Raw genomic sequence first — 24,679 nt, 5'->3', positions numbered from 1 at the left:
ATCCATAGAATGCAAATGTCAGATTGCGATGCGCCTGTTAGGGCGCGGCTGGTAAGAAAGCCTTATAGGCGCATATGAAAAACCCCCGGCTATGCCGGGGGATACTTATTTATATCAGTTTAAATCAGTGACAGTGTCACATGATGTATGTTTTCCGCACCATTCACTATAGCGGATCAACTTTGAGACAAGACACCGCATGCTTAAAGCTACCTTCAAGCAATGGACGGGTCTTAGCACATTCCGCATCTGCCATTGGACAGCGGGTGCGGAATACACACCCGGATGGGGGATCAATCGGTGAAGGCAATTCCCCTTCCAGCAATTCAATATGTTTGTTGCGCTCTTTGTCTGGATCAGGAACCGGTACTGCCGACATCAGTGCCTTGGTATAAGGATGCAACGGATTATGATAAACCTCATCATACGTTCCCAATTCTACCGCATTCCCCAAGTACATCACCAATACCCTATCTGATATGTGTTTCACTATCGATAGGTCATGCGCAATAAATATCAGGGAAAGCCCCATTCCCCGCTGCAACTCCTGCAATAGGTTAATAACTTGCGCCTGAATGGAAACATCCAGTGCAGAAACGGGTTCATCACAGATAACTAATTTAGGCTCCAGGATCAAAGCACGGGCAATCCCAATACGTTGGCACTGTCCGCCTGAAAACTCATGAGGATAGCGGTTAATCAGATTAGGCAATAACCCTACCCGCATCATCATCTGTTTCACTTTTTCTTTTATTTCCCCGCCCTTCATTTTGGGGTAATACGTTTTCAATGGCTCAGCAATAATGTCACCAATGGTCATACGCGGGTTCAACGATGCCAAAGGATCTTGGAAAATCATCTGAATATCGTTGCGAATATCCCGCCATTGCTTGTCACCCATTTCCAACAGGTTCTGCCCGAGCCACGTTACTGACCCGCCAGAGGCTTTCACCAGCCCAATAACGGCTCTGGCAAGCGTTGACTTTCCACAACCAGATTCACCCACGACGCCCAGTGTTTCACCTTCGTATAATCTCAAGGTCACACCATCTACGGCTTTTAAGGTTTGAGCCGGCTGCCAGAACCATTGTTTTCCATCTTTGATATCAAAATAAACTTTAAGATCATCGACTTCCAATAGGACACGTTTTTCAGCTATTGTGCTCATACTAATTCCTCCTGGGGTTTAAAGCAGGCACGCAAACGCCCAAGGTTAAATTTTTCCAACTGTGGTTCTTCATGGGCACAACGCTCAGTGGCAAACTGACAACGTGGCTGGAATGGGCATCCTTTCGGCAAACGCAACAAGTTGGGAGGGTTACCCTGAATGGTCGCCAGTGATTCTTCATCACCATCCAAACGAGGAACGGCGTTCAATAGCCCGATGGTGTATGGATGTGTGGGATGATAAAATATGTCGCGCGCCGTGCCATATTCCATCGTTCTCCCTGCATACATCACCAATACTTTGTCACAGATACCTGCCACTACACCCAAATCGTGGGTAATCATGATAATGGCGGTATTGAATTCTTCTTTCAGTTCATTAAGTAATGTCATGATTTGCGCCTGAACTGTCACATCCAGCGCAGTTGTCGGTTCATCTGCAATCAATAACTTAGGCTGGCACAGTAATGCCATGGCAATCATGACGCGCTGACGCATACCACCAGAGAATTCATGCGGGTACATTTTCATCCGCTTACGCGCCTCTGGCATCTTGACCGCATCCAGCATACGAATAGATTCTTCGAAGGCTTCGCTTTTACTCATATTCTTATGCAGCATCAGCACTTCAATTAATTGTTCATCAACTCGCATATAAGGATTGAGGGAAGTCATGGGATCTTGAAATATCATCGAGATCTCTTCTGCCCGCATTCTGTTTAACTCTTTTTCCTGCAAATTGAGAATTTCTCGCCCATTAAAGTTAGCAGAGCCACTGACAGAACCATTACTGGCCAATAATCCCATTAATGCAAATGCAGTCTGAGATTTACCAGAACCAGATTCCCCCACGATCCCCAGTGTTTCTCCTGCCTGTAAGTCAAAATTCAGTTTATTCACGGCAGTCACGTTGCCATCAGGAGTGCTGAATGTCACATTCAAGTCTTTCACCGACAAGAGTGATTCAGTATTTTTTGCAGTTTCTATGATATTCATAGGCTCTCCTTAACGGTCTTTCGGATCGAGGGCATCGCGCAGGCCGTCACCAATAAAGTTAAAACAAAACAGGGTCATTACCAGAAAGCCTGCCGGAAATAACAATAACCATGGAGCGACTTCCATAGAATTAGCGCCATCGCTTAACAAAGCTCCCCAACTACTGAGCGGCTCCTGAGTTCCCAAGCCAAGGAAGCTCAAGAAGGATTCAAACAGGATCATGCTGGGTACGAGTAATGAGGCATAAACCACCACAACACCTAATACGTTTGGTACGATGTGGCGTAAAACAATATGGCGGGTAGAAACACCACAAACCAAAGCGGCTTCAATGAATTCCTTGCGCTTTAAGCTCAATGTCTGACCCCGGACGATACGTGCCATATCCAGCCATGACACCATGCCTATCGCAACGAAAATTAACAGGATGTTCTGACCAAAAAAAGTGACCAGAAGGATAACGAAAAACATGAATGGAAAAGAGTTGAGGATTTCTAACAGGCGCATCATGACCATATCAATTTTACCGCCAAGATAGCCTGACATTGCGCCATACAGAGTGCCGAATAACACGGCAATCAAGGCCGCGGCAATCCCCACCATCAACGAAATTCGTCCGCCAATGGCAACACGCACCAATAAATCACGCCCTGATGAGTCGGTGCCAAAATAGTGGCTGGATTCAAAATCCGGTGGCATCGTCATCATGTTCCAATCTGTATCATCGTAGGCAAATTGGGACAACATTGGCGCTAAAATCACAAATAATGTAATCAGAAATAAAATACATAAGCTCGTAATCGCTGCTTTGTTATGCATAAAACGACGACGTGCATCCTGCCACAAACTGCGGCCTTCAATTTCTAGCTGCTCCGAAAAATTTTCCAGAGCCTCGCTACTTTTTTTATTCAGTAACATTGCGTGCTCCCGTCTCAGTAACGAATTTTCGGATCAATGACGGCATACAGCACATCAACGATGGCATTAAACATGATGGTTAATCCTCCCACCAGAATTGTCAAACTGAGTACCAGTGAGTAGTCACGATTTAATGCGCCATTAACAAACAATTGACCCAGGCCCGGTAAACCGAAGATAGTTTCAATGACCATTGAACCTGTAATAATACCTACAAATGCAGGTCCCATATAAGAAATGACGGGTAACAGAGCGGGTTTTAACGCATGGCGGAAAATAATCTTCCGCAATGGCAAACCCTTGGCCCGTGCTGTGCGAATAAAGTTGGAATGCAAGACTTCGATCATAGAACCGCGGGTGATACGGGATATGCTGGCAATATAAGAGAGAGAAAGAGCAACCATCGGCAGAAGCATATATTTAGGTGCCCCGCCATTCCAGCCTCCCCCCGGCAACCATTTTAAGGTAATGGCAAATATAAGCACTAATAAGGGAGCAACCACGAAGCTGGGGATAACAACCCCCGTCATGGCAAACCCCATGACCGTATAGTCCCATTTTGTATTCTGATTTAATGCCGCAATAACCCCCGCACTGACCCCAAATATGACTGCCATAACAAAGGCAGCAAGTCCCAATTTAGCCGAAACTGGCAGCGCTTCTGCAACCAGATCATTAACACTGTAGTCTTTATATTTGAACGAAGGGCCGAAATCCCCTTTGGAAAGTTGGATTAAGTAATTGAAATATTGTTTATAAATAGGGTCATTCAAATGGTATTTCGCTTCAATATTTGCCATAACTTCCGGCGGTAGCTTCCTTTCCCCTGTAAATGGGCTACCCGGTGCAAGCCGCATCATAAAAAACGAAATAGTAATGAGAATAAAAAGTGTCGGGATCGCCTCTAAGCAGCGGCGTAAAATAAACTTTAGCATTGCCCGTTCCTATTGTTTAGCCAAACCATGGCTTTTAATTATCTGACAAGCAGGCGACCCAATAGATTGGGCCACCTACTGATTCCTAGTGTTTTATTATGTACATATCCTTCGCATGGAAGTTATCCAATGGATCTTTGCCGGTATAGCCACCAACATAAGGCTTCACTAAATGAGAATTGGTATAGTAGTAGATTGGAACAATTGCAGAATCTTTATCTAATTGAGCATTCGCTTTGGCGTAAATTTCAGCACGTTCTTCATCAGTTTTTGTTTGAAGTGAACGTTTCATTAACGCATCAAATTCTTTGCTCTTATAATGCGCTGTATTGTTACTACTATTGGATAACATAGGATTCAAGAAAGTAGAGGCTTCATTATAGTCAGCACACCATCCGGCACGGGCAATGTCATAGTTGCCTTGATGGCGGGAATCAAGGAAGGTTTTCCATTCCTGGTTTTCGAGAGAAACATCAACACCGATATTTTTTTTCCAGATGGAAGCAGCAGCAATGGCTAATTTTTTATGCAGATCGGAAGTGTTGTACAGTAACTTAATTTTCAGGGGATTGTCTTTGGTAAACCCGGCTTCTGCCAAAAGTTTTTTCGCTTCTTCGTTACGCTGTTGCTGATTTAGTTTGGTATACCAATCTGGTTTTTCATCTTTAAAATCGGCGATATAAGGTGGTGTATAACCATAAGCAGGTATATCACCCTGATTTTTCACTTTATTAGTCATAATATCGCGGTCCATACCCAGCTTCAGTGCGGTACGTACACGTGGATCATTAAATGGCGGCTTCTCGTTATTAATTTCGTAGTAATAAGTGCACAATTTCGGGTTAATACGCAACTGTTCAGGAATTTCTTTTTTTAGCTTTTGGAATAATTCAATCGGTAAATTGTCATAGCTCATCTCAATCTCGCCAGCACGGTAACGGTTAACATCCGTGACTTCAGAAGAAATAGGCAAAACAGTGACCTGGTTAATGACCGTATTTTTATCATCCCAATAAGTCGGGCTACGCTCGAAAACAAGACGTTCATTGATCACCCAGTCTTTTAATTTATAAGCGCCATTGCCAACAAAATTCTGTGGTTGTGTCCATCTCTCACCATATTTTTCTACGGTTCCACGATGGACTGGTGATGTACTTGTATGAACAAGCAATCTAACTAAATAAGGGACAGGCTCACTGAGTGTCAATTCCAAAGTATGATCATCCAATGCCTTGATACCCAACATTTCCGGTTTTTGCTTTCCTCTGATGATATCATCAACATTCAGAAGATGGAGATATTGCATGAAACTTGCATAAGGAGATGCAGTATTTGGATCTACCAAACGACGCCAACTATAAACAAAGTCCTGCGCAGTAACAGGGTCTCCATTGGACCATTTCGCATCTTTACGCAGATGAAATTTCCAAACTTTGAAGTCCTGATTATGTTCCCAGCTAACTGCAACACCCGGTATGATTTTTCCATCAGGGTCATTAATTATCAAAGTTTCAAACAAATCTCGGGCAATGTTGGATTCAGGAACACCTTCAATTTTATGAGGGTCCAGTGATTGCGGTTCAGAGCCATTATTGCGAACCAGTACCTGTTTTGCAGCATCTGCCAGTTGCACGCCGGCAGGCACTTGCGCTGCAAAAGCCTGCCCCCCCATCATTACCCCTAGTGCTACTGTAATGCCAAGAGCAAGTCTTTTCTTTGTTGTGTTTACCATCTTATTGTTACTCCAGTTAATATCATCTGACCCATGAATGCGATATCCACGCATTAGAACGGTTGTTGTTCGTCCCCTAAAGGAACTATTTTGTTTACAGCAAGATAATATTTTGTGATAACGATCAGTTAGTCGCTTTTTTAATATACAGATTCTTTAAATCGACATAATCGAGGGGGTCTTTTCCTGTCATTCCCCCAACCGTCGGACGAATAAGGCGTACGCTGACACGGTAATAAATTGGTATCAGCCCAGAGTCTTTATCGAGTTGAGCCTCAGCCTTCTGATAAAGCTCCTTACGGGCTGCTCCATCTTTAGCAACAAGTGCCTGGCTAAGATAATTATCAAAAGCCTCACTTTGATAGAAGGTGGTATTATTACTGCTCGTTGACAACAATATGTTCAGGAAAGAAGAAGGTTCATTATAGTCACCACACCATGTCGCTCTTGCGATATCAAAATGTCCCTGATGGCGATTCTGGAGAGAAGTTTTCCACTCCTGATTTTGCAGAGTGACTTTTGCACCAATATTTTTCTGCCACATAGAAGCCGCAGCAATGGCTTGTTGTTTGTTCTGCTCTGATGTGTTGTATAGCAAGGTAAATTTCAGAGGATTACGGGCATCAAAACCCGCTTCTTTCAACAATTCCCTTGCCCGCTGATTGCGTTGCTCTTGTGTCCAGCTTGCCCATTCGGGATTAATCGTCAGGCCGCTACCAATATAAGTCGGGCTGAAACCATACGCAGGAATTTGTCCCTGCCCCATAATCCTTTCAACAATAATATCCCGGTCAAGGCTCAGTTTTATGGCTTCCCGTACCCGTTTATCTTTAAACAGAGGTTTTTGATTATTGATTTCATAGTAAAACGTGCACAGGTAGGGTGAAACTTGCAGTTGGTCGGGAATATCCCGTTTCATTTTTTTATACAGATCGGGGGGAATAGCATTGTCAGTAATATCCACTTCCCCGCTGCGATAGCGGTTAACATCGCTGATTCCTGAAACAATCGGCAGGAAAGTACCCTTTTCAATGATGGTTTCTTTATTATTCCAATACTGAGGGTTACGCGTTAAAACAATTCGCTCATTAACTACCCAATCTTTCAAAATATAAGCACCATTACCAATATAATTTTCTGGTAACGTCCACTTATTACCCCATTTTTCTACTGCATCCTGCCTGACGGGTTTTACTGCTGTATGGCTTAACATATCAACAAGATAGGGAACTGGATGGGTGAGGGTTACTTGGAAACGGCGATCATCCAGCGCCTTGACGCCCAATTGATCCGGTGACTTCGTTCCCTTTAAAATTTCATCGACATTCTGAATATAAGCATATTGCAAATAACTGGTATAAGGTGACCCCGTGTTTGGATCGGCCAAGCGACGCCAACTGTAGACAAAATCCTGTGCAGTAACGGGCTTACCATCGCTCCATTTGGCATCTTTACGTAAATAGAATGTCCACACCTTATAACCTTCATTTTCCCACCTTTCTGACACACCCGGAATTGTCTCGCCATTTGGGCCTGTCGTTACCAACCCTTCCAACAAATTACGGATAACGGTCGTTTCTGGGCCACCTTCAACTTTATGCGGATCTAGTGAAGTGACTTCAACACCATTGTTAACGGTTATTTCTTGTTTTTCGGCTAGCGTGATCCCTGCTGGAATAGTCGCTGCAATTCCCTGTACGGCAGGAACCGATAATAAAACGATACTCGAAATCAACTGACTCAACTTTGATGGTTTTTTTCTCATTTTTTTCCTCCAAGTGATAAACAGCAAATGAATCGTTTTTAATCTACTAACCCCCAATAATTAACTTATTCCGTTAACAAGCCCGAATTAACCTACTAAAAATCTATGCTCACATAATAATTGTTATATAGTTTTTATAATAAATTTATTAAAGGATTAAGATTATTCGTTACCCTTGTATACAATTCATTCATAATATTGATGTAATGCTGTGATAACATTAGGTTTTATTTTGTTATCCTAAGGCAATGATCATAAAATGCGATCACAAGAGAAAATAAACATTATTTTAACAAAATGCAATCACCACAGAGTAAAAATCCACCTTCATCACAAAATAGCCAGACAAGCTATCGATTCAGATAAAATTATAAAAAGTAAAATAGTGTGGAAAATTACAGTATTGTTTTGAGGTAATCAGACTAAAAATGAATAAAATATGAGCAAAGATTTTTAAGAAATTAGTCGAAATGATGTTATTGACCAATGGTGTTTTAATTGGTCATCTATTGATTGATTTTTGGCTGCCTTACTCTCTATTTGAGTAAAATATCTTCAACTTATTACATTAATGTTTTAAATAAATCCATAAGTGATCTTGACTGTATCATAATAACCCTGGGAACAGCGCTTTTACTCCTGTGACAATAAATTCAACACCTAACGACATTAACAATAATCCCATAATTCGGGTAATCACATTAATGCCGGTCTGCCCCAAAAACTTCACCAACAAAGATGCTGAACGGAATAACAACCAGCAACAAAAAGCAAATAGCACACTGGTTAATGCCAATCCAAAATAATTTGGCCATCCTTGATAGCGGGCGCTCCATACCATACAAGAACTAATCGCCCCTGGCCCTGCCATAAGAGGTAACGCCAATGGCACAACAGCAACACTACTCCTCACCGCTGCTTCCGATTTTTCCAGCTTATTTTGTTTATCTTCTCCCAACTTGCCATTAATCATCGCTACTGCAATTGTAACTATCAACATCCCACCCGCTATACGAAACGAGTCTATTGAAATACCAAACACAAAGAGGATAGAATCACCAACCAATAATGAAATACATAAGATAATGGCAACAGATAAGTTTGCTATAAAATTGGTTTTATTACGTCCCGCAGGTGTCTGATAATTAGTCATACTAATGAAAACAGGTAAAACGCCAACCGGGTTGACTAATGCAAACAATCCCATAAAAAATTTAATATATCCAGAAAGCCCCAGTAATGACTCACCCACAATTAGCCCCTTCCCATACAAATAAATAAAACTTATAGCAATATCTAACAATACAGTAGATCGAGACTAATTCGTTACGTTAAATCAACTAATTCGGTAATTTTTACCAAAAAGTTTGGCCTACCAATAAGAAATACAATAAAAATAAAGTTAATAAATTGTATTGAATTAGTTAATTGAACATTTAAATTCATACAAATATATCAACTGGGAATTGATACCAAAAACAAAAGCTGAATTGTGTCAGCTTAATGTTTTCATGATCTAAATCACAATATAAAAGCCTGCAAATGGTAAGCTGTATTCACCGTAAAATTTCAAGACAAGGAATTATTCCTATATCAATCATTTCATTAAGCAATTTTTTAAGTCAATTAGCCGTATTTTTGATTAATCCAAAAGATTAATCCCATTACACTATTTGATAATTTAATAATCTCGCAGCTAATTGCCTTAAAAAATTTAACATTTATCAGGAGTAATTTTTATGGCTGTAACTCAACTTGCCGAACTCAATGAATTAGTTGCTCGCGTAAAAAAAGCCCAACATGAATTTGCTAACTTTTCTCAGGAACAAGTTGATCGGATTTTTCGTGCTGCTGCCCTTGCTGCCGCAGATGCCCGTATTCCACTGGCAAAATTAGCAGTGTCTGAATCTGGAATGGGAATAGTGGAAGACAAAGTGATCAAAAATCATTTTGCTTCTGAGTATATTTATAACGCCTATAAAGATGATAAAACCTGCGGTATTTTATCTGAAGATAATACGTTCGGTACCATTACTATTGCGGAGCCTATTGGCCTAATTTGCGGTATCGTTCCAACAACAAACCCGACATCTACGGCTATTTTCAAGGCACTTATCAGCCTGAAAACCCGGAATGGCATTATTTTCTCTCCTCATCCACGGGCTAAAAAGGCAACCAATAAAGCAGCCGAAATCGTCTTAAAGGCAGCAGTTGAAGCAGGAGCGCCAAAAGACATCATTGGCTGGATAGATGAACCTTCTGTCGAGCTTTCAAATGCGTTAATGCATCACCCTGATATTAATTTGATTTTAGCAACCGGTGGCCCTGGCATGGTGAAAGTGGCCTATAGTTCAGGCAAACCTGCAATTGGTGTCGGCGCCGGTAATACCCCTGTGGTCATTGACGAATCAGCAGATATCAAACGTGCCGTCGCCTCAATTTTGATGTCAAAAACCTTCGATAATGGGGTGATTTGTGCCTCGGAGCAATCAGTGATTGTTGTTGATGCTGTTTATGAGCAAGTTCGTGAACGTTTTTCAACTCACGGTGGATATATCCTGCAAGGAAAAGAACTGAAGGCTGTCCAAGATATTATTTTAAAAAATGGTAATTTAAATGCCGCAATTGTTGGTCAGCCAGCAACAAACATTGCTGAAATGGCCGGTGTTAATGTGCCAGAAAATACTAAAATTCTCATCGGTGAAGTCACGCTGGCCGATGAGACTGAACCTTTTGCTCATGAAAAATTATCGCCGCTACTTGCTATGTACCGTGGTAAAGGCTTTGAGGATGCCGTTGAAAAAGCTGAGAGATTAGTTGAGATGGGCGGTATTGGGCATACTTCATGCCTCTATACTGAACAAGATAATCAGGCTGAACGCATTAAATATTTCGGCGATAAAATGAAGACTGCCCGTATCTTGATTAACACACCGGCATCCCAAGGTGGAATCGGCGATTTGTATAACTTCAAGCTATCCCCTTCTCTGACGCTGGGTTGTGGTTCTTGGGGCGGTAACTCCATTTCCGAAAATGTGGGGCCAAAACATCTGATCAATACGAAAACAGTCGCTAAAAGAGCCGAAAATATGTTGTGGCATAAACTTCCAAAATCAATCTATTTCCGACGCGGTTCTCTGCCTATTGCGTTGGAAGAAGTCGCTACAGACGGCACAAAGCGTGCTTTTATTGTTACAGACCGCTTCTTATTCAATAACGGCTATGCCGATCAGGTTATCAATGTATTGAAATCTTACGGTATAGAAACTGAAGTCTTTTTCGAAGTTGAAGCAGACCCTACTTTGAGTATCGTCCGTAAAGGCGCTGAGCAAATGCATCTGTTTAAACCTGATGTCATTATTGCTCTTGGTGGCGGCTCCCCTATGGACGCGGCCAAAATTATGTGGGTGATGTATGAGCATCCAGAAACACATTTTGAAGAACTGGCCCTGCGCTTTATGGATATCCGTAAACGCATCTACAAGTTCCCGAAAATGGGTGTAAAAGCCAAAATGGTTGCTATTACCACAACTTCAGGAACAGGTTCAGAAGTAACGCCTTTTGCAGTTGTTACTGATGACGTAACCGGGCAAAAATACCCATTGGCAGACTATGCACTGACTCCTGATATGGCGATTGTCGATGCCAATTTAGTTATGGACATGCCAAAATCCCTGTGTGCTTTTGGTGGTCTGGATGCAGTAACCCACGCATTGGAAGCCTATGTTTCTGTTCTGGCTAATGAATATTCTGATGGACAAGCCCTGCAGGCACTGAAGCTACTGAAAGATTTTCTGCCTGCCAGCTACCACGAAGGTGCAAAGAATCCTGTTGCTCGTGAACGTGTCCATAATGCCGCGACCATTGCCGGCATTGCTTTTGCCAATGCCTTTTTAGGCGTATGCCACTCCATGGCCCATAAACTTGGCTCCGAATTCCATATTCCACACGGTTTAGCCAATGCGCTGTTAATCTGCAATGTGATTCGCTACAACGCGAATGACAACCCAACAAAACAAACCGCATTCAGTCAATACGACCGTCCACAGGCGCGACGTCGCTATGCAGAAATTGCAGATCATTTGGGATTAACCGCATCAGGTGATCGTACTGCTGCAAAAATTGAAAAACTACTGGCTTGGCTAGAAGAGATGAAATCTCAGTTAGGCATTCCCGCTTCTATCCGCGAAACAGGTGTTCAGGAAGCTGACTTTCTGGCAAAAATTGACAAACTCGCAGAAGATGCCTTCGATGACCAATGCACTGGGGCCAATCCACGTTATCCATTAATTTCTGAATTGAAGCAATTGCTATTGGATTCTTTCTATGGCCGTGAGTTCGTAGAACAAAACGGATCTCAGGAGGCAATAAAACCAAATAGAAAAAATAATAAGAAACAATAATAAATGATAGGCTGATGTAACTTAAAAGGCGTTAGGGTTACCCTAACGCCTTTTTTATTATGTCATTTACCTGGCCCAATAACTTTATGCCCATTATTGGATCGCAACGTTTGCCGTATTAAGCTTTTTTTGCCTTAGCCTCACGAATAACGTCACTATAGTGCTTACGGCACACTGAAACGTACTTTTCATTACCACCAATATCAACCTGAGCCCCATCGTAAACAACGTTCCCATCGCTGCCAAAGCGCAATACACGGCTGGCTTTTCTCCCACAATGGCAAATTGTTTTCAACTCCACCAATTTATCTGACCATGCGAGAAGATATTCGCTTCCACTGAATAACTCCCCTTGGAAATCGGTTCTCAGGCCATAACAAAGAACAGGGATATCATCATAATCTACAATTTCACATAGCTGTTCGACATGTTCTTTCGTCAAGAATTGGCATTCATCAATCAAAACACAATGAACTTTTTCCGCCTCATTTTCACTTCTGATAAGCTCGGCAATATTTTTTTCTGGTGAAAACAGCAAAGCTTCAGCGGATAAGCCAATACGGGAACTTACCTTTCCTTTACCGAACCGAGTATCGATTTCCGCTGTAAAAATCAGCGTCCTCATTCCTCTTTCGTTATAGTTATAGGATGATTGCAATAAGGAAGTTGATTTCCCTGCATTCATGGCAGAATAATAAAAATAAAGCTGAGCCATTGGCCCGTCCATCCTTTTGTCAAATTTAATCAGTCGGTATATCGCGGTAAGTTTACCATAAACTCAGATTGGGATTACTCCCTGTTATTGCTAAATGTGGGCTAGCAGAAACAAATTAGAACAAATGAGAAAATATTATTTTCATGATAATCATCACATTTGCGCATATAAAATCAGCACACAAGCACATTCTGCATGACAAATGAACGAAATTAACATCAAAAAGAAATAGTTATTTATCTTTCCACTCTTTGCATATTAATAATCATAGTGGTTTACTTTTGTTCAATTCGGTCACTATAATCATAACCAATAGATTACCCATAAAAAACTTTCAGCTTACACTAAACTCTTCAGCTTATTTCCAGAAGAAAAGTTAACGTTTCTTACAGATTGACTATAAATTAGTTTTATACGTCTCAGTTTATCCCTTACTCAACTTTACAGTAATCCGTCCTCAATGCTTATTGAAAAATGGCAATCTCAATAGCGTGATTAAAACACAATATATCGATTATCAAAAAAATTGCATTTTAAAATGACATGTTTTAGCCTGAGAAAGTAAATTCACTATTGCAGAAAATAAAATAGCATTCTATTATTATCCCTACATCAGCCATCATCATTATAATTTGAGACCAGGACAATGAGCGAAAATTTAAAATCCTTAAATAACATCCGTACCTTGCGCGCACAAGCAAGAGAATGTGAACTTACTACTTTAGAAGAAATGCTGGAAAAACTTACGACTGTTGTTGAAGAACGTCGCGATGAAGAAAGCCATGCTCGTGCACAAATAGAAGAGCGCACACGTAAACTTCAAGAATACCGTGAAATGTTGGAAAAAGACGGTATTGAATTAAGTGATTTAGTAGACGCTTTAAGCGGTAAATCTACTAGTAAATCTAAACGTGCTGCACGCCCAGCTAAATATTCATACGTTGACGAAGGTGAAACTAAAACCTGGACCGGTCAAGGCCGTACACCAGCTGTAATCAAGAAAGCAATTGATGAAGAAGGCAAAACACTGGACGATTTCCTGATCTAATCAGTTGTTTTCTAGACTCAATCACAAAAATACCCTATAAGGGGTATTTTTGTTTTTATGCTTAATATAACTAAGTTAATTACTGGCTGATGTAAAAATACAGAGATTTATATTAACGACTAAGTCGCTTTCATATTCTCATGTGCTAAAGAAGAATTTAACACTAACTTAGTTTTTTATTAACATAAACTGATAAAAAAGGAGCGATTAGCTCCTTTTTTATTTCACCACTACGCTGCCCGATAAAAGTCTAAGTACCAATCAACAAAGCGTTTTACCCCTTCCTTCACCGGAGTATCGGGTAAAAAGCCAATTTTATCGTAAAGCTCACTAGAATCTGCGCATGTTGATAACACATCGCCATCCTGAATTTCCATAAAGTTTTTCTTTGCTTCAATTCCTAATGAATCTTCAATGGCTTCAATAAAATCCCCCAGCTTTGTCGGTTGACCGTTACCGATATTGTAAACACGGTATGGTGCAGAACTGGCAGATATTTGCCCACCTTCAACTGACCAGTTTTTATTAGAAGCAGGAATGACAGCTTGTAATCTGATTATAGATTCAACAATATCATCGATATATGTGAAATCCCTCACCATATTACCATGGTTATAAATATCGATTGCTTTGCCTTCTAGCATAGCTTTAGCAAATTTAAATAAAGCCATGTCAGGGCGTCCCCATGGCCCATATACGGTAAAAAATCTCAACCCGGTAGTAGGAAGGTGATAAAGATGCGAATAACTGTGAGACATTAGTTCATCAGCTTTTTTCGTTGCTGCATATAAAGAAACAGGGTGATCAACAGAATCATCAGTAGAGAATGGCTGCTTTCTATTTAAACCATATACTGAACTTGAAGATGCATATAATAAGTGTTCCACATGATTATGGCGGCATCCTTCAAGAATATTGATATGACCGATGATATTGGCATCAATATATGCCAATGGATTTTGTATAGAATAACGCACGCCAGGTTGAGCACCCAAATGGATAACCCGCTGAAATTGATGCTTAGCAAACAATTCCGGGATGGCAACTCTATCGGACAAATCTAATTTTTCAAATTTGAAATTCGAATAAGGGAGTAATAAATTTAATCTTGCCTGTTTTAAATTAACATCATAATAATCATTGAGGTTATCGATACCGACAACCTCATACCCCATATTCAATAATCGCTGGCTAACATGAAAACCAATAAAACCAGCGGAACCTGTAACTAAAAATTTCATATAATAACTCAAATAACCGGATTGATTGAGGCCCCGCGCCCAATGCCATAGTATGTAAATCCACGCGATTGCAGGCGTTCAGGATCATAAAGATTACGTCCATCAAAAATCACTGGCGTTTTTAATGAATCCTTAATCACATCAAAATCAGGCGCTCTGAAGTTTTGCCATTCTGTACATATAATCAAAGCATCAGCACCCTTTAATGCTGCCTCTTTGGTACCCATTAAAGAAAGATCGTCACGCTGTCCATAAATACGGTGGGCCTCCTGCATGGCTTCTGGGTCATACGCATGTATTTTAGCGCCACATTCCCATAATGTTTCCATCAAGACACGACTCGATGCTTCACGCATATCATCCGTATTAGGCTTAAACGATAAGCCCCAAATAGCGAATGTTTTACCAGATAAATCATTACCAAAATGACGTTTTACAAAAGTAGGCAATTTTGTTTTCTGTTTTTCGTTAACCTGCTCAACGGCCTGAAGAATTTTTGGCGTATATCCAATTTGTTCAGAAGTACGAATCAATGCCTGAACATCTTTTGGGAAACATGAGCCACCATATCCACATCCAGGGTAAATAAAGTGATATCCGATGCGTGAATCAGAACCTATTCCCTGACGTACATTTTCAATGTCCGCTCCCAATATCTCTGCCAGATTAGCAATTTCATTCATAAAGCTAATTTTGGTTGCCAACATACAGTTAGCTGCATATTTAGTCAGTTCAGCACTGCGAATATCCATGACTATCATGCGATCGTGGTTACGATTAAAGGGTTCATAGAGTTCACGCATTACCTCAACTACATCTTCGTTATCACAACCAATGATTATGCGTTCAGGTCGCATGCAATCGGCAATTGCCGCACCTTCTTTCAAAAATTCAGGGTTAGAGACAACATCGAACGGAAGTTCTACATTGCGTTCTGCCAATGTTGCCTGCATCACTGCCCTGACTTTATCAGCCGTGCCCACTGGTACTGTTGATTTGTCAACAACGACTTTATAGCCATCCATATTTTCCGCGATGGTTCTGGCTACCGCAGTGACATATTGAAGATCGGCTGATCCATCTTCATCAGGAGGTGTTCCTACTGCAATAAACTGTAATTTGCCATGAGCAATACCGGCTTTGGCATCCGTTGTAAAATTCAGACGTCCTTCTGCATAATTTTTCTTTACCAAAGGCGTCAAACCCGGTTCAAAAATAGGGATCTGACCATTTTTCAGGTTCTCGACTTTTTTTGCATCAACGTCGACACAAAGTACATCATGCCCGACTTCCGCAAACACGGTTGCCTGAACTAAGCCCACATAGCCAATACCAAATACAGTAACTTTCATATCACACCTTAAATCACCAGTAGATTATTTTTCATTCCGATTTTGCAAAGTCATGACCCAATCCGTGAATAATTTACCCAGTTCCTTATGTTTCATGCCATATTCAACAAATGCCTGCATATAACCTAATTTATTACCACAATCGTGGCTACGTCCCTGCAAGTGATAAGCCTCAACAGGTTCTTTTTCCATCAGCATGGCAATTGCATCTGTCAATTGTATTTCATCTCCTGCACCTGGTGCAGTTTTTGCCAATAACGGCCAAATATTTGCAGATAATACATAGCGCCCAACAATAGAAAGATTTGATGGTGCTTCTTCTGGTTTTGGCTTTTCAACAACGCGAACAATAGGTTTGCTATCACCCGGTTTTAGTTCTTCGCCTAAACAATCGACGATACCATAATCCGAAACATTTTCTACAGGAACAGGTTCAACCAGAATTTGGCTTGCCCCACTACTATTAAAGCGTGATAACATTTCGCTCAAATTATATTTTGATAAATCAGTACTATATTCATCCAAAATAACATCTGGCAAAATCACCGCAAATGGCTCATTACCAATAAGCGGTTTGGCGCATAGCACGGCATGCCCCAACCCTTTTGCAATCCCTTGGCGGGTCTGCATAATGGTCACATGCCTTGGGCAAATAGACTGTATTTCATCTAATAACTGGCGTTTCACTCTTTTCTCAAGAATCGCTTCCAGTTCAAAGCTGGTATCAAAATGGTTTTCTATAGAGTTTTTGGATGAATGCGTAACCAGAATAATTTCATTAATGCCCGCCTGGATACATTCATTGACGACATACTGAATAAGTGGTTTATCCACAAGAGGGAGCATTTCTTTAGGAATGGCCTTCGTGGCTGGTAACATCCGAGTTCCCAAACCAGCAACGGGTATAACAGCCTTTTTTACCTTTTTATTTATTACTGACATTACATTGTCTCCTACTGCTCTGTTGTCACTGAGAAAATCCTTTACAGCTTAAACAATAGCATTAACGCCCTAAAAAAATTGTATGTGTGAAGAAAATCGTACTTGCAAAAATAACGCGCATGAGTATACCAGTTAATTCAACTAGATATACAGCACGAAAACATTTAATCACACTTCAGTGATTCAATATTTAGTATCACGATAAAATGATACATAAATGTTATAAATCAACTGATAAAGAGATGAAAAAAACATCAATTTTATTTCTATTATGCTATGCGCAGTATTAGTAAAAGAACTGTATTACCCAAAAGGACTGTGCGCACCGATTTAAATTGAATGAATATTCTTCAGTACAACGAAGGCAATTTGTTATCTCACGGTTTCTAATAATTACGGAACTTAATATATGTATTTAATCTGGTTGGCAGCAATCAAATGTTTTCTCTATAGAGAGTTATATAACTAATAATTTCAAAATCATCCGTGATGATCATATTCAAGCCCTGTTCCACCATGGCAGGCACTTAGCAAGCATTGCGACAGTTGCCCATATTCGAGTATCATCTGCCAATGATAGTCCGACAGACCTGTATTATTTATTATTCTCTTACATTTATTATATTTTTACATATCTTTGCAATATTGCTCATATTGACAGCAACCACTTTGAATAATTGGAGTTATTTTGACAAACATGTGTTCCTGCGGCAGTGGTTCGCCTTTCACTCATTGTTGTAGCCCCTATCTCGAAAATCATCGCCCTGCTCCGAATGCCGAATATTTGATGCGTTCCAGATATAGTGCTTATGTTACGCAAAATGCAGACTACCTTATCGCTACTTGGCATCCTGATTGTCAGGCTGAAAATTGGCGTGCAGAAATAGAGAAAAGTTTCGCGGGCGTACAATGGCTGGGGCTGAACGTTCTTGATACGAGCGAAGGTAAACATAATGACGAGGCCTATGTTGAATTTTCAGCTTGCTTTATTGAACAAGGAAAGCAAGATAGGCAATTGATTCATGAGCGTTCGCGTTTTTTGCGCATTGAACAACGCTGGTTTTATATCGATGGCGTTCGCCCTCAGACAGGCCGTAATAGCCCTTGTCCGTGTGGTTCAGGCAAAAAATACAAGAAGTGCTGTGAATAAATCAGTATTTGAGTATTAAACATAACAATTCACAGGTAGTGAAGAATATTCGGGGATCTCGTAATCCATGCAAAACACAAACATACAAAAAAAAATCTTGCGTACAATCTGTCCTGACGCTAAAGGATTAATCGCAAAAATCACAAATATTTGTTACAAGCATCAATTAAATATCGTTCAAAACAATGAATTTGTAGATCATTGTACTGGACGTTTTTTTATGCGCACAGAGCTAGAGGGTATTTTCAACGATGAAACACTTCTGGCAGATTTGGATGATGCCCTGCCGATCGGTTCAAACCGCGAATTAAATACAGCCGGTCGTCGTCGTATCGTTATCATGGTAACAAAAGAAGCGCATTGTATTGGCGATATCTTAGTAAAAAGCGCCTATGGTGGACTGGATGTTGAAATTGCTGCTGTTATCGGCAATCACACAACTCTGCAACACTTGGTTGAACAATTCGGCATTCCATTCCATTACATTAGCCATGAAGGTTTAACTCGTGAGCAACATGATGAAGCGCTAATGGCTCAAATCGATCAATATGGACCTGATTATGTTGTGCTCGCTAAATACATGCGTGTTTTAACACCAGCATTTGTTCAGCATTATCCAAACCAAATCATCAACATCCATCATTCATTCTTACCGGCATTTATCGGTGCACGTCCTTATCATCAGGCTTATGAGCGTGGTGTGAAAATTATTGGCGCTACTGCTCATTATGTAAATGATAGCTTGGACGAAGGCCCAATTATTACTCAGGATGTCATTAATGTGGATCACACTTACACTGCGGAAGAGATGATGCGTGCAGGACGAGATGTTGAAAAAAATGTTTTGAGCCAGGCATTGCACTCTGTTTTTTCTCAACGTGTCTTTGTATATGGTAACCGCACTATTATCCTTTAAAAAGTAAGAAGTTATTGAACGATAGAGCATAATCCGCTCATAAGGTTTAAAAAAACATCGTTCGATACTTTATTTTCAATAAACTACTTTACAGCGGCGGCTTATTTGATATTATGCCGTCCGCTGCTAACGACAGCGAACAATTCAAAAATCTGGTGGGGTTCCCGAGCGGCCAAAGGGAGCAGACTGTAAATCTGCCGTCACAGACTTCGAAGGTTCGAATCCTTCCCCCACCACCATCAAAGAGTCATCCTTACTTTAATATCACCCAATAATTAAATATATCCTGCTTCCGGGAAGGACAAGAACCTTCGGCCACCACTATCAGAGAATCACCTCCAATCCCCATCAGACACAACCTCCATCAGGCAATAGCGCACATATCCTGCTTTAGAGAAGTCCCAAAACCTTTCTCACAAGATTCGAATTAAGTACAGGGTAATGATAATGCCTATAGCGTATAGAATTACATGAAATGAGATAATGAAGTGTTGAGATAATGGAGTAAATCATGTGGCGTGTGTGATGTGCTAATCCGAAGGTGAGGAACAAAATGACGAATCACCCTTCCTCACCACCATCAAAAATCTACCCCAAGCCCTGAATGCATTACAAAAGCAATAAACGCATCTGGATTAAGTACCAATAGCGGAGCTGGGAAATCTGGATGTTCGCTCCGCTTATGCAATCGGCTACTCCATATCGCTAACAGAGTCGATGAAACGATTTAACACGCTTGAATGAGACTTTGATTTGTAGACATAACACTGATTCACTGCATCAGGTCGTGATATTGGAATGAAGCCTAAGCTTTCTCCCTCTTCCAATGCGCCGGAGTGGGAATCTGTAATACAAATATAATCAGATGACTGAATAAAATTAAGACAGCATTCTATATTGTCCATCTGTCGAATATTGACTTTTTCTCCATTTTTTATCATTTCCTCTTCCAAACTTTTTATCAAATTGCCTTTGTAGAGTACGGGATCACATAACCATGTTCTCTTTTTCAGTAATTGAGTAACGTCCCCATTCACTTCATTCAATAACTCTTTACGGCAGCAGATCCCTAAATTTGGCCCATCAATTTTCCGTACAAGACTGAATCTATCGCTAAGCACTTTTTCTGAACTTAAAATTATCGTATTACCCTCATAGTCAACTATTTCATCAATGTTATCATAACTGAAGCGTAATATATTTACTTGAGCATTATTTCTGTCCGCTGCTTTATAAAGCGAAATCAGATGCTTTTTCTTACCCCAATCATGGTATATATTTACCACATTACAAATACTCCCACTGATGTGTTTCTTTGTAATTTCTTTCTCTTTCAAATAGAGCTCTTTCAGGTCATTATATAACTCCACTCCGTCTTTGGTCAGAATCATCCCAAACTTCTCCCTTTTAAATAAGCGCTTTCCTAACGTCGCTTCAAAGTCTTTAATTGATTTAGCGACTGGGGGAGTCGTACGGTTCATCACTCTTGCCGCCTTGCTTAAAGAACCCATTTCCACCACCGCCATGAATGCTTCTAATTTACGAGAAAAAAACATAATTCACCGTTCCTATGTAACTTGTGGCTAAAATAATTTCCTTGAAATGGCCTTCTCATCAGGTAACCGCTAAATCAAACTTGATATTATGAAGGTATAGTTTTGTACAATAAAAATAGATATTTTTCAAATGACATTTATATAAAATGCCAGTCCCTGATGCAATAATGCGGTTTAGATGAACTATATAATTCATCTATATCATGATGAATATTCCACCGTGATTGTAAGCCATTAATAAATATAACCATGACCTACAAGTCCAAATTTCTATCAGAGATTGATTAACTCTTCTACTTTTTCATTAATTAATTTTTGTAACGCACAACATAAAATAAATTCAAAGCATAAAAAACCTCACGAAAATTATAATATCGCGTGTTTAATATAACATATTAAAACTAGTGAATTATCATAAATCCATTAATTCATTACTTGTTAATTTTGTGTTTTTTATTATTTATAAAACGATTCGACACTTTAAATTTAGGGTAGCGAGAGTATTATTCTCATAATAGTATTACATATAGGAGTAAAATAGCGAGATATCAAGATAGTTAGGTAAAATTTATTATTTAATAAATAGTTACATCTTTATTTATATCTGTTAACATTAAAAACAAGTATATTCTCAAGGTGATTATAACGATATGAAATTTATCTCATTCAATATTAATGGATTGCGAGCACGCCCTCATCAACTTGCTGCCATTGTTGAACAACACCAACCAGATGTGATCGGATTGCAGGAAATAAAAGTTCATGATGAAATGTTTCCCTTAGAAGAAGTGAGCAAACTGGGCTATCACGTTTTCTATCACGGTCAAAAATCACACTATGGTGTTGCCTTGCTTACCCGCCAGCAACCCATAGAAGTTCGTAAGGGTTTCCCTACAGATGATGAAGATGCACAACGTCGTATCATTATGGCTGATCTCGAAACACCATTCGGTTTATTAACTGTAATCAACGGCTATTTTCCTCAAGGAGAAAGTCGTGATCATCCAGTCAAATTTCCGGCAAAAGAAAATTTTTATCAGGATCTGCAATCCTACTTAGTAAATCACCATACTCCGGAATCACATATTCTGATCATGGGAGATATGAATATCAGCCCAACTGATCTTGATATAGGAATCGGAGAAAACAATCAAAAACGCTGGTTAAAAACGGGGAAATGCTCTTTCCTGCCAGAAGAAAGAGAGTGGATGGAACGCCTTAAGAACTGGGGCTTAATCGATACATTCCGGGCTAAACATCCCGAAATCAATGACCAATTCTCTTGGTTTGATTATCGCTCAAAAGGGTTTAATGATAATCGCGGATTACGCATTGATTTGTTGCTTGCCAGCCAATCCTTAGCAGAACGGTGTATCTCTTCAGGCATTGATTATGCTATTCGCAGCATGGAAAAACCGTCTGATCACGCTCCTGTCTGGACAGAATTTGAAATATAATTACCAAATTATGAAACATAGCACCATTAATTATGGTGCTATGTCTATGTTATCACGTTGATTATGTCTGATTAGCTTTATCTGCCTTTGTCTTACTCTGGCGGGATTTTGTCTGTTTCCCTTTTTTACCTTTTGCAGGAGCAGGGGGTAAATCCCTGAACGCCTTCAAATTCCGGTATTGTTTTGCCTGCCAGATTAATTGTTGCAACGTCTCCTGAAGAGGCAGCATAAAATCCTGATAGCGGAATTGCTTTTCGCTGATTTGCGTCAGTCGGGATTCCCAATGTGCTGTCATATCGGGTAATACAGCCATATCCGGTAATACATGAATCAACGCTCGCCCCGCAGGAGTGGCATGAATATGACGTCCTTTTTTATATAAAAATTCCCGTTTAAATAGCAGCTCAATAATCCCTGCCCGGGTTGCTTCCGTACCTAAACCGTCGGTTGCCCTCAGAACCTTTTTCAATGCCTTATCCTGAACAAACCGGGCGATACCCGTCATTGCAGACAATAATGTTGCATCAGTAAAAGGTCGTGGCGGTTGTGTCTGCCTTTCCACCACTTCCCCCTTCTCACACAAAAGCTCATCGCCTTTAGCAACAATCGGTAATGGAGTGCCTTCGTTCTCTTCATCTCGCTCCTTGTTACCAAGCAAAGTTCTCCAGCCCGCCTCTGCCAAAAAACGTGCTTTAGCGATAAATTTTCCGCCTGCAATATCGAGTTCAATCGTACATTTACGGAATACCGCATCAGGGAAAAATTGCATCAGATATTGCCGAGCAACTAAGCCATAAATATGACTTTCATTATCTGTCAAATTAATTTGGCTACTGCGGGCAGTAGGAACAATTGCATGGTGCGCATCAACTTTCTTATCATCCCAACAACGATTTTTTTTATCCACATCCAAAGCATCTTGAGGAAGCAAATGTGCAGCATGCACTGAGACAGCATTCAGGACCGCATGACGCCCTGCAAAATGTTCTTCTGGTAAATAACGACAGTCCGAGCGTGGATAAGTAATCAACTTATGGGTTTCATAGAGCCGCTGGCAAATATCAAGGACTTCTTGAGCACTCAAACCAAAACGCTTGGCTGCTTCAATCTGCAGGGAAGAAAGCGAAAATGGCAATGGTGCAGTTTCTGACTCCCGCTTATCCTGATAGGCTGTGACATAGGCAGGTTGCCCCGTAATACGCGCTACAACATGCTCTGCTAATGGACGGTGAATTACCCTTCCTTCCTCGTCCTGAAAATCGATGCATGATTCACTTGGCTGCCATAATGCCGTAAACCGATCTTCATTTGGCGTGACAATATGTGCTTTAACCTCAAAAAAATCTTTCGGCACAAAATGTTCTATTTCTTCATCACGACGAACAACTAACCCTAAAACGGGTGTTTGAACACGCCCAACAGATAACACCCCCTGATAACCTGCATTCTGTCCCAACAACGTATAAGCACGGGTCATATTGATGCCATAAAGCCAATCTGCTCTCGCTCTGGCAAGTGCAGAAACACACAAGGGAACAAATTCCCTGTTGCTTCTCAGACGTTCAATAGCTTTTGTGACTGCCTGAGGATTCAAGTCATTAATCAGGCAACGTTGGACATTTTGCTTTTTTTCCTTATCCAGCGCTAAAAAATCCAGCACTTCATCCACCAGCAATTGCCCTTCACGATCCGGGTCACCTGCATGGACAATTTCGTTCGCCCTTTCCAGTAGGGATTTAATTGTTTTGAGCTGCTTAGCCACGTCAGCCCGTGGCTTTAACTGCCATTTTTCAGGAATGATTGGTAAATCAGCCAATACCCAGCGGGCATAACGGGTATCGTAAGCATCTGGCTCAGCCTGCTCCAATAGATGACCAACACACCAGGTAACAAACTGATTATTACCGCACTCTATAAACCCATCCCCACGCCGATGAGGTTTCGGTAACACATCCGCTATAGCTCTCGCTAGGCTGGGTTTTTCTGCAATAAAAAGACGCATGGAATTATTCAATATTTACCTGTAAAAAATATACTTTAAATACATCATATTATTTCAACAAATTTTCTAAACTTCCCTTACTCGGATAGCCGCTCCTATAGTATTAGACATATTTTATGCTTGCCACAACTTTGAGGTATTCACATCACGAAACAGTGTGTGAACCAATCGTTCGGGGAAATAGTACAGATATTCACGGATACATGATTAATATCAATGACAAGAGAACGTTTGCCATTGCCGGAACGCAGTCATAAATCTGTTATAGCCACATTCATATACAGGATCTTAAGCAGTAACCGTATATTTTAGATAGAAAAAAGGCTTCATTTATGATCTGATAATCGTCGCCAAACTAATATCAAAATCAAGGATGAAGCCTGT

General features: G+C 40.5%; 18 protein-coding genes and 1 tRNA gene. 6 read left to right on the top strand and 13 right to left on the bottom strand.

Going from position 1 to position 24,679, the window contains the following annotated elements:
* Window positions 1-166: 166 nt before the first annotated feature.
* From oppF to AAC854_RS15375, 7 genes are all read right to left on the bottom strand, one after another.
* Entirely contained in the window at window positions 167-1,168 is a 1,002-nt protein-coding gene (oppF, locus tag AAC854_RS15405) for a murein tripeptide/oligopeptide ABC transporter ATP binding protein OppF (protein WP_340617882.1), read from the bottom strand.
* A complete protein-coding gene (gene oppD, locus AAC854_RS15400; RefSeq protein ID WP_340617881.1) occupies window positions 1,165-2,163 on the bottom strand; it encodes an ABC transporter ATP-binding protein in 999 nt (332 codons plus the stop codon). The genes oppF and oppD overlap by 4 nt, the downstream gene beginning before the upstream one ends.
* A 9-nt stretch (window positions 2,164-2,172) precedes the next feature.
* Window positions 2,173-3,081 carry an oligopeptide ABC transporter permease OppC gene (gene oppC, locus AAC854_RS15395; RefSeq protein WP_340617880.1) on the bottom strand — a complete coding sequence of 303 codons (909 nt, stop codon included), beginning with the start codon at window positions 3,079-3,081 and terminating at the stop codon, window positions 2,173-2,175.
* Window positions 3,082-3,095: 14 nt separating this feature from the next.
* Window positions 3,096-4,016, bottom strand: a complete 921-nt coding sequence (gene oppB / locus AAC854_RS15390; protein ID WP_340617879.1) for an oligopeptide ABC transporter permease OppB — start codon at window positions 4,014-4,016, stop codon at window positions 3,096-3,098.
* 85 nt (window positions 4,017-4,101) lie between these two features.
* Entirely contained in the window at window positions 4,102-5,748 is a 1,647-nt protein-coding gene (oppA, locus tag AAC854_RS15385) for an oligopeptide ABC transporter substrate-binding protein OppA (RefSeq protein WP_340617878.1), read from the bottom strand.
* Between the two features lie 124 nt (window positions 5,749-5,872).
* Window positions 5,873-7,513 (bottom strand): ABC transporter substrate-binding protein, encoded by a 1,641-nt coding sequence (locus AAC854_RS15380; protein WP_340617877.1) that lies wholly within the window; start codon window positions 7,511-7,513, stop codon window positions 5,873-5,875.
* A gap of 607 nt (window positions 7,514-8,120) precedes the next feature.
* Window positions 8,121-8,765, bottom strand: coding sequence for a YchE family NAAT transporter (locus AAC854_RS15375; RefSeq protein WP_340617876.1), 645 nt, complete (start codon window positions 8,763-8,765; stop codon window positions 8,121-8,123).
* A 487-nt stretch (window positions 8,766-9,252) separates the two neighbouring features.
* Here AAC854_RS15375 and adhE point away from each other — a divergent pair, with 487 nt between their 5' ends.
* On the top strand, window positions 9,253-11,916 hold the full coding sequence (adhE, locus tag AAC854_RS15370) for a bifunctional acetaldehyde-CoA/alcohol dehydrogenase (protein WP_340617875.1): 2,664 nt from the start codon (window positions 9,253-9,255) through the stop codon (window positions 11,914-11,916).
* A gap of 118 nt (window positions 11,917-12,034) precedes the next feature.
* Here adhE and AAC854_RS15365 read toward each other — a convergent pair whose 3' ends face one another.
* On the bottom strand, window positions 12,035-12,631 hold the full coding sequence (locus AAC854_RS15365; RefSeq protein WP_099114826.1) for a thymidine kinase: 597 nt from the start codon (window positions 12,629-12,631) through the stop codon (window positions 12,035-12,037).
* A gap of 646 nt (window positions 12,632-13,277) precedes the next feature.
* Between AAC854_RS15365 and hns the strand changes: the two genes are divergently transcribed.
* On the top strand, window positions 13,278-13,679 hold the full coding sequence (gene hns / locus AAC854_RS15360; protein ID WP_340617874.1) for a histone-like nucleoid-structuring protein H-NS: 402 nt from the start codon (window positions 13,278-13,280) through the stop codon (window positions 13,677-13,679).
* A 230-nt stretch (window positions 13,680-13,909) separates the two neighbouring features.
* On the opposite strand, the gene AAC854_RS15355 is transcribed toward hns, so the two are convergent.
* Genes AAC854_RS15355 through galU form a run of 3 tightly spaced genes read right to left on the bottom strand, consistent with a single transcriptional unit; the run spans window position 13,910 to window position 17,214 of the window.
* The gene (locus tag AAC854_RS15355) at window positions 13,910-14,920 is read right to left on the bottom strand and encodes an NAD-dependent epimerase (RefSeq protein WP_340617873.1); all 1,011 of its coding nucleotides are present in this window, start codon (window positions 14,918-14,920) and stop codon (window positions 13,910-13,912) included.
* Between the two features lie 8 nt (window positions 14,921-14,928).
* Window positions 14,929-16,272 carry a UDP-glucose dehydrogenase family protein gene (locus AAC854_RS15350; protein ID WP_340617872.1) on the bottom strand — a complete coding sequence of 448 codons (1,344 nt, stop codon included), beginning with the start codon at window positions 16,270-16,272 and terminating at the stop codon, window positions 14,929-14,931.
* A gap of 24 nt (window positions 16,273-16,296) precedes the next feature.
* Entirely contained in the window at window positions 16,297-17,214 is a 918-nt protein-coding gene (gene galU / locus AAC854_RS15345; RefSeq protein ID WP_340617871.1) for a UTP--glucose-1-phosphate uridylyltransferase GalU, read from the bottom strand.
* A 688-nt stretch (window positions 17,215-17,902) separates the two neighbouring features.
* On the opposite strand from galU, the gene AAC854_RS15340 reads away from it, so the two are divergent.
* From AAC854_RS15340 to AAC854_RS15330, 3 genes are all read left to right on the top strand, one after another.
* Complete coding sequence (locus tag AAC854_RS15340; RefSeq protein ID WP_340617870.1) at window positions 17,903-18,364, top strand: YchJ family protein; 462 nt, start codon at window positions 17,903-17,905, stop codon at window positions 18,362-18,364.
* Window positions 18,365-18,431: 67 nt separating this feature from the next.
* Complete coding sequence (gene purU / locus AAC854_RS15335) at window positions 18,432-19,280, top strand: formyltetrahydrofolate deformylase (protein ID WP_340617869.1); 849 nt, start codon at window positions 18,432-18,434, stop codon at window positions 19,278-19,280.
* 154 nt (window positions 19,281-19,434) lie between these two features.
* A tRNA-Tyr gene (locus tag AAC854_RS15330) sits at window positions 19,435-19,519 on the top strand.
* A 453-nt stretch (window positions 19,520-19,972) separates the two neighbouring features.
* Here AAC854_RS15330 and AAC854_RS15325 read toward each other — a convergent pair.
* Window positions 19,973-20,836, bottom strand: a complete 864-nt coding sequence (locus AAC854_RS15325) for a helix-turn-helix domain-containing protein (protein ID WP_340617868.1) — start codon at window positions 20,834-20,836, stop codon at window positions 19,973-19,975.
* A 650-nt stretch (window positions 20,837-21,486) separates the two neighbouring features.
* On the opposite strand from AAC854_RS15325, the gene xthA reads away from it, so the two are divergent.
* On the top strand, window positions 21,487-22,293 hold the full coding sequence (gene xthA / locus AAC854_RS15320) for an exodeoxyribonuclease III (RefSeq protein WP_340617867.1): 807 nt from the start codon (window positions 21,487-21,489) through the stop codon (window positions 22,291-22,293).
* A gap of 61 nt (window positions 22,294-22,354) precedes the next feature.
* Here the strand turns inward: xthA and AAC854_RS15315 are convergent, their stop codons facing one another.
* Window positions 22,355-24,295, bottom strand: coding sequence for a DNA topoisomerase III (locus tag AAC854_RS15315; RefSeq protein WP_340617866.1), 1,941 nt, complete (start codon window positions 24,293-24,295; stop codon window positions 22,355-22,357).
* Between the last annotated feature and the right edge of the window lie 384 nt (window positions 24,296-24,679).

It is taken from the genome of Xenorhabdus entomophaga, assembly GCF_037996725.1.
Lineage (GTDB): Bacteria > Pseudomonadota > Gammaproteobacteria > Enterobacterales > Enterobacteriaceae > Xenorhabdus > Xenorhabdus khoisanae.
This window is presented reverse-complemented; position numbering and strand designations above follow the sequence as displayed.

Excerpts from the sequence above, each read along its gene's own strand:
- oppF (WP_340617882.1), bottom strand. The coding sequence starts at position 1,168 with ATGAGCACAATAGCTGAAAAACGTGTCCTATTGGAAGTCGATGATCTT.
- oppD (WP_340617881.1), bottom strand. The coding sequence starts at position 2,163 with ATGAATATCATAGAAACTGCAAAAAATACTGAATCACTCTTGTCGGTG.
- oppC (WP_340617880.1), bottom strand. The coding sequence starts at position 3,081 with ATGTTACTGAATAAAAAAAGTAGCGAGGCTCTGGAAAATTTTTCGGAG.
- oppB (WP_340617879.1), bottom strand. The coding sequence starts at position 4,016 with ATGCTAAAGTTTATTTTACGCCGCTGCTTAGAGGCGATCCCGACACTT.
- oppA (WP_340617878.1), bottom strand. The coding sequence starts at position 5,748 with ATGGTAAACACAACAAAGAAAAGACTTGCTCTTGGCATTACAGTAGCA.
- AAC854_RS15380 (WP_340617877.1), bottom strand. The coding sequence starts at position 7,513 with ATGAGAAAAAAACCATCAAAGTTGAGTCAGTTGATTTCGAGTATCGTT.
- adhE (WP_340617875.1), top strand. The coding sequence starts at position 9,253 with ATGGCTGTAACTCAACTTGCCGAACTCAATGAATTAGTTGCTCGCGTA.
- AAC854_RS15365 (WP_099114826.1), bottom strand. The coding sequence starts at position 12,631 with ATGGCTCAGCTTTATTTTTATTATTCTGCCATGAATGCAGGGAAATCA.
- hns (WP_340617874.1), top strand. The coding sequence starts at position 13,278 with ATGAGCGAAAATTTAAAATCCTTAAATAACATCCGTACCTTGCGCGCA.
- AAC854_RS15355 (WP_340617873.1), bottom strand. The coding sequence starts at position 14,920 with ATGAAATTTTTAGTTACAGGTTCCGCTGGTTTTATTGGTTTTCATGTT.
- AAC854_RS15350 (WP_340617872.1), bottom strand. The coding sequence starts at position 16,272 with ATGAAAGTTACTGTATTTGGTATTGGCTATGTGGGCTTAGTTCAGGCA.
- galU (WP_340617871.1), bottom strand. The coding sequence starts at position 17,214 with ATGTCAGTAATAAATAAAAAGGTAAAAAAGGCTGTTATACCCGTTGCT.
- purU (WP_340617869.1), top strand. The coding sequence starts at position 18,432 with ATGCAAAACACAAACATACAAAAAAAAATCTTGCGTACAATCTGTCCT.
- AAC854_RS15325 (WP_340617868.1), bottom strand. The coding sequence starts at position 20,836 with ATGTTTTTTTCTCGTAAATTAGAAGCATTCATGGCGGTGGTGGAAATG.
- xthA (WP_340617867.1), top strand. The coding sequence starts at position 21,487 with ATGAAATTTATCTCATTCAATATTAATGGATTGCGAGCACGCCCTCAT.
- AAC854_RS15315 (WP_340617866.1), bottom strand. The coding sequence starts at position 24,295 with ATGCGTCTTTTTATTGCAGAAAAACCCAGCCTAGCGAGAGCTATAGCG.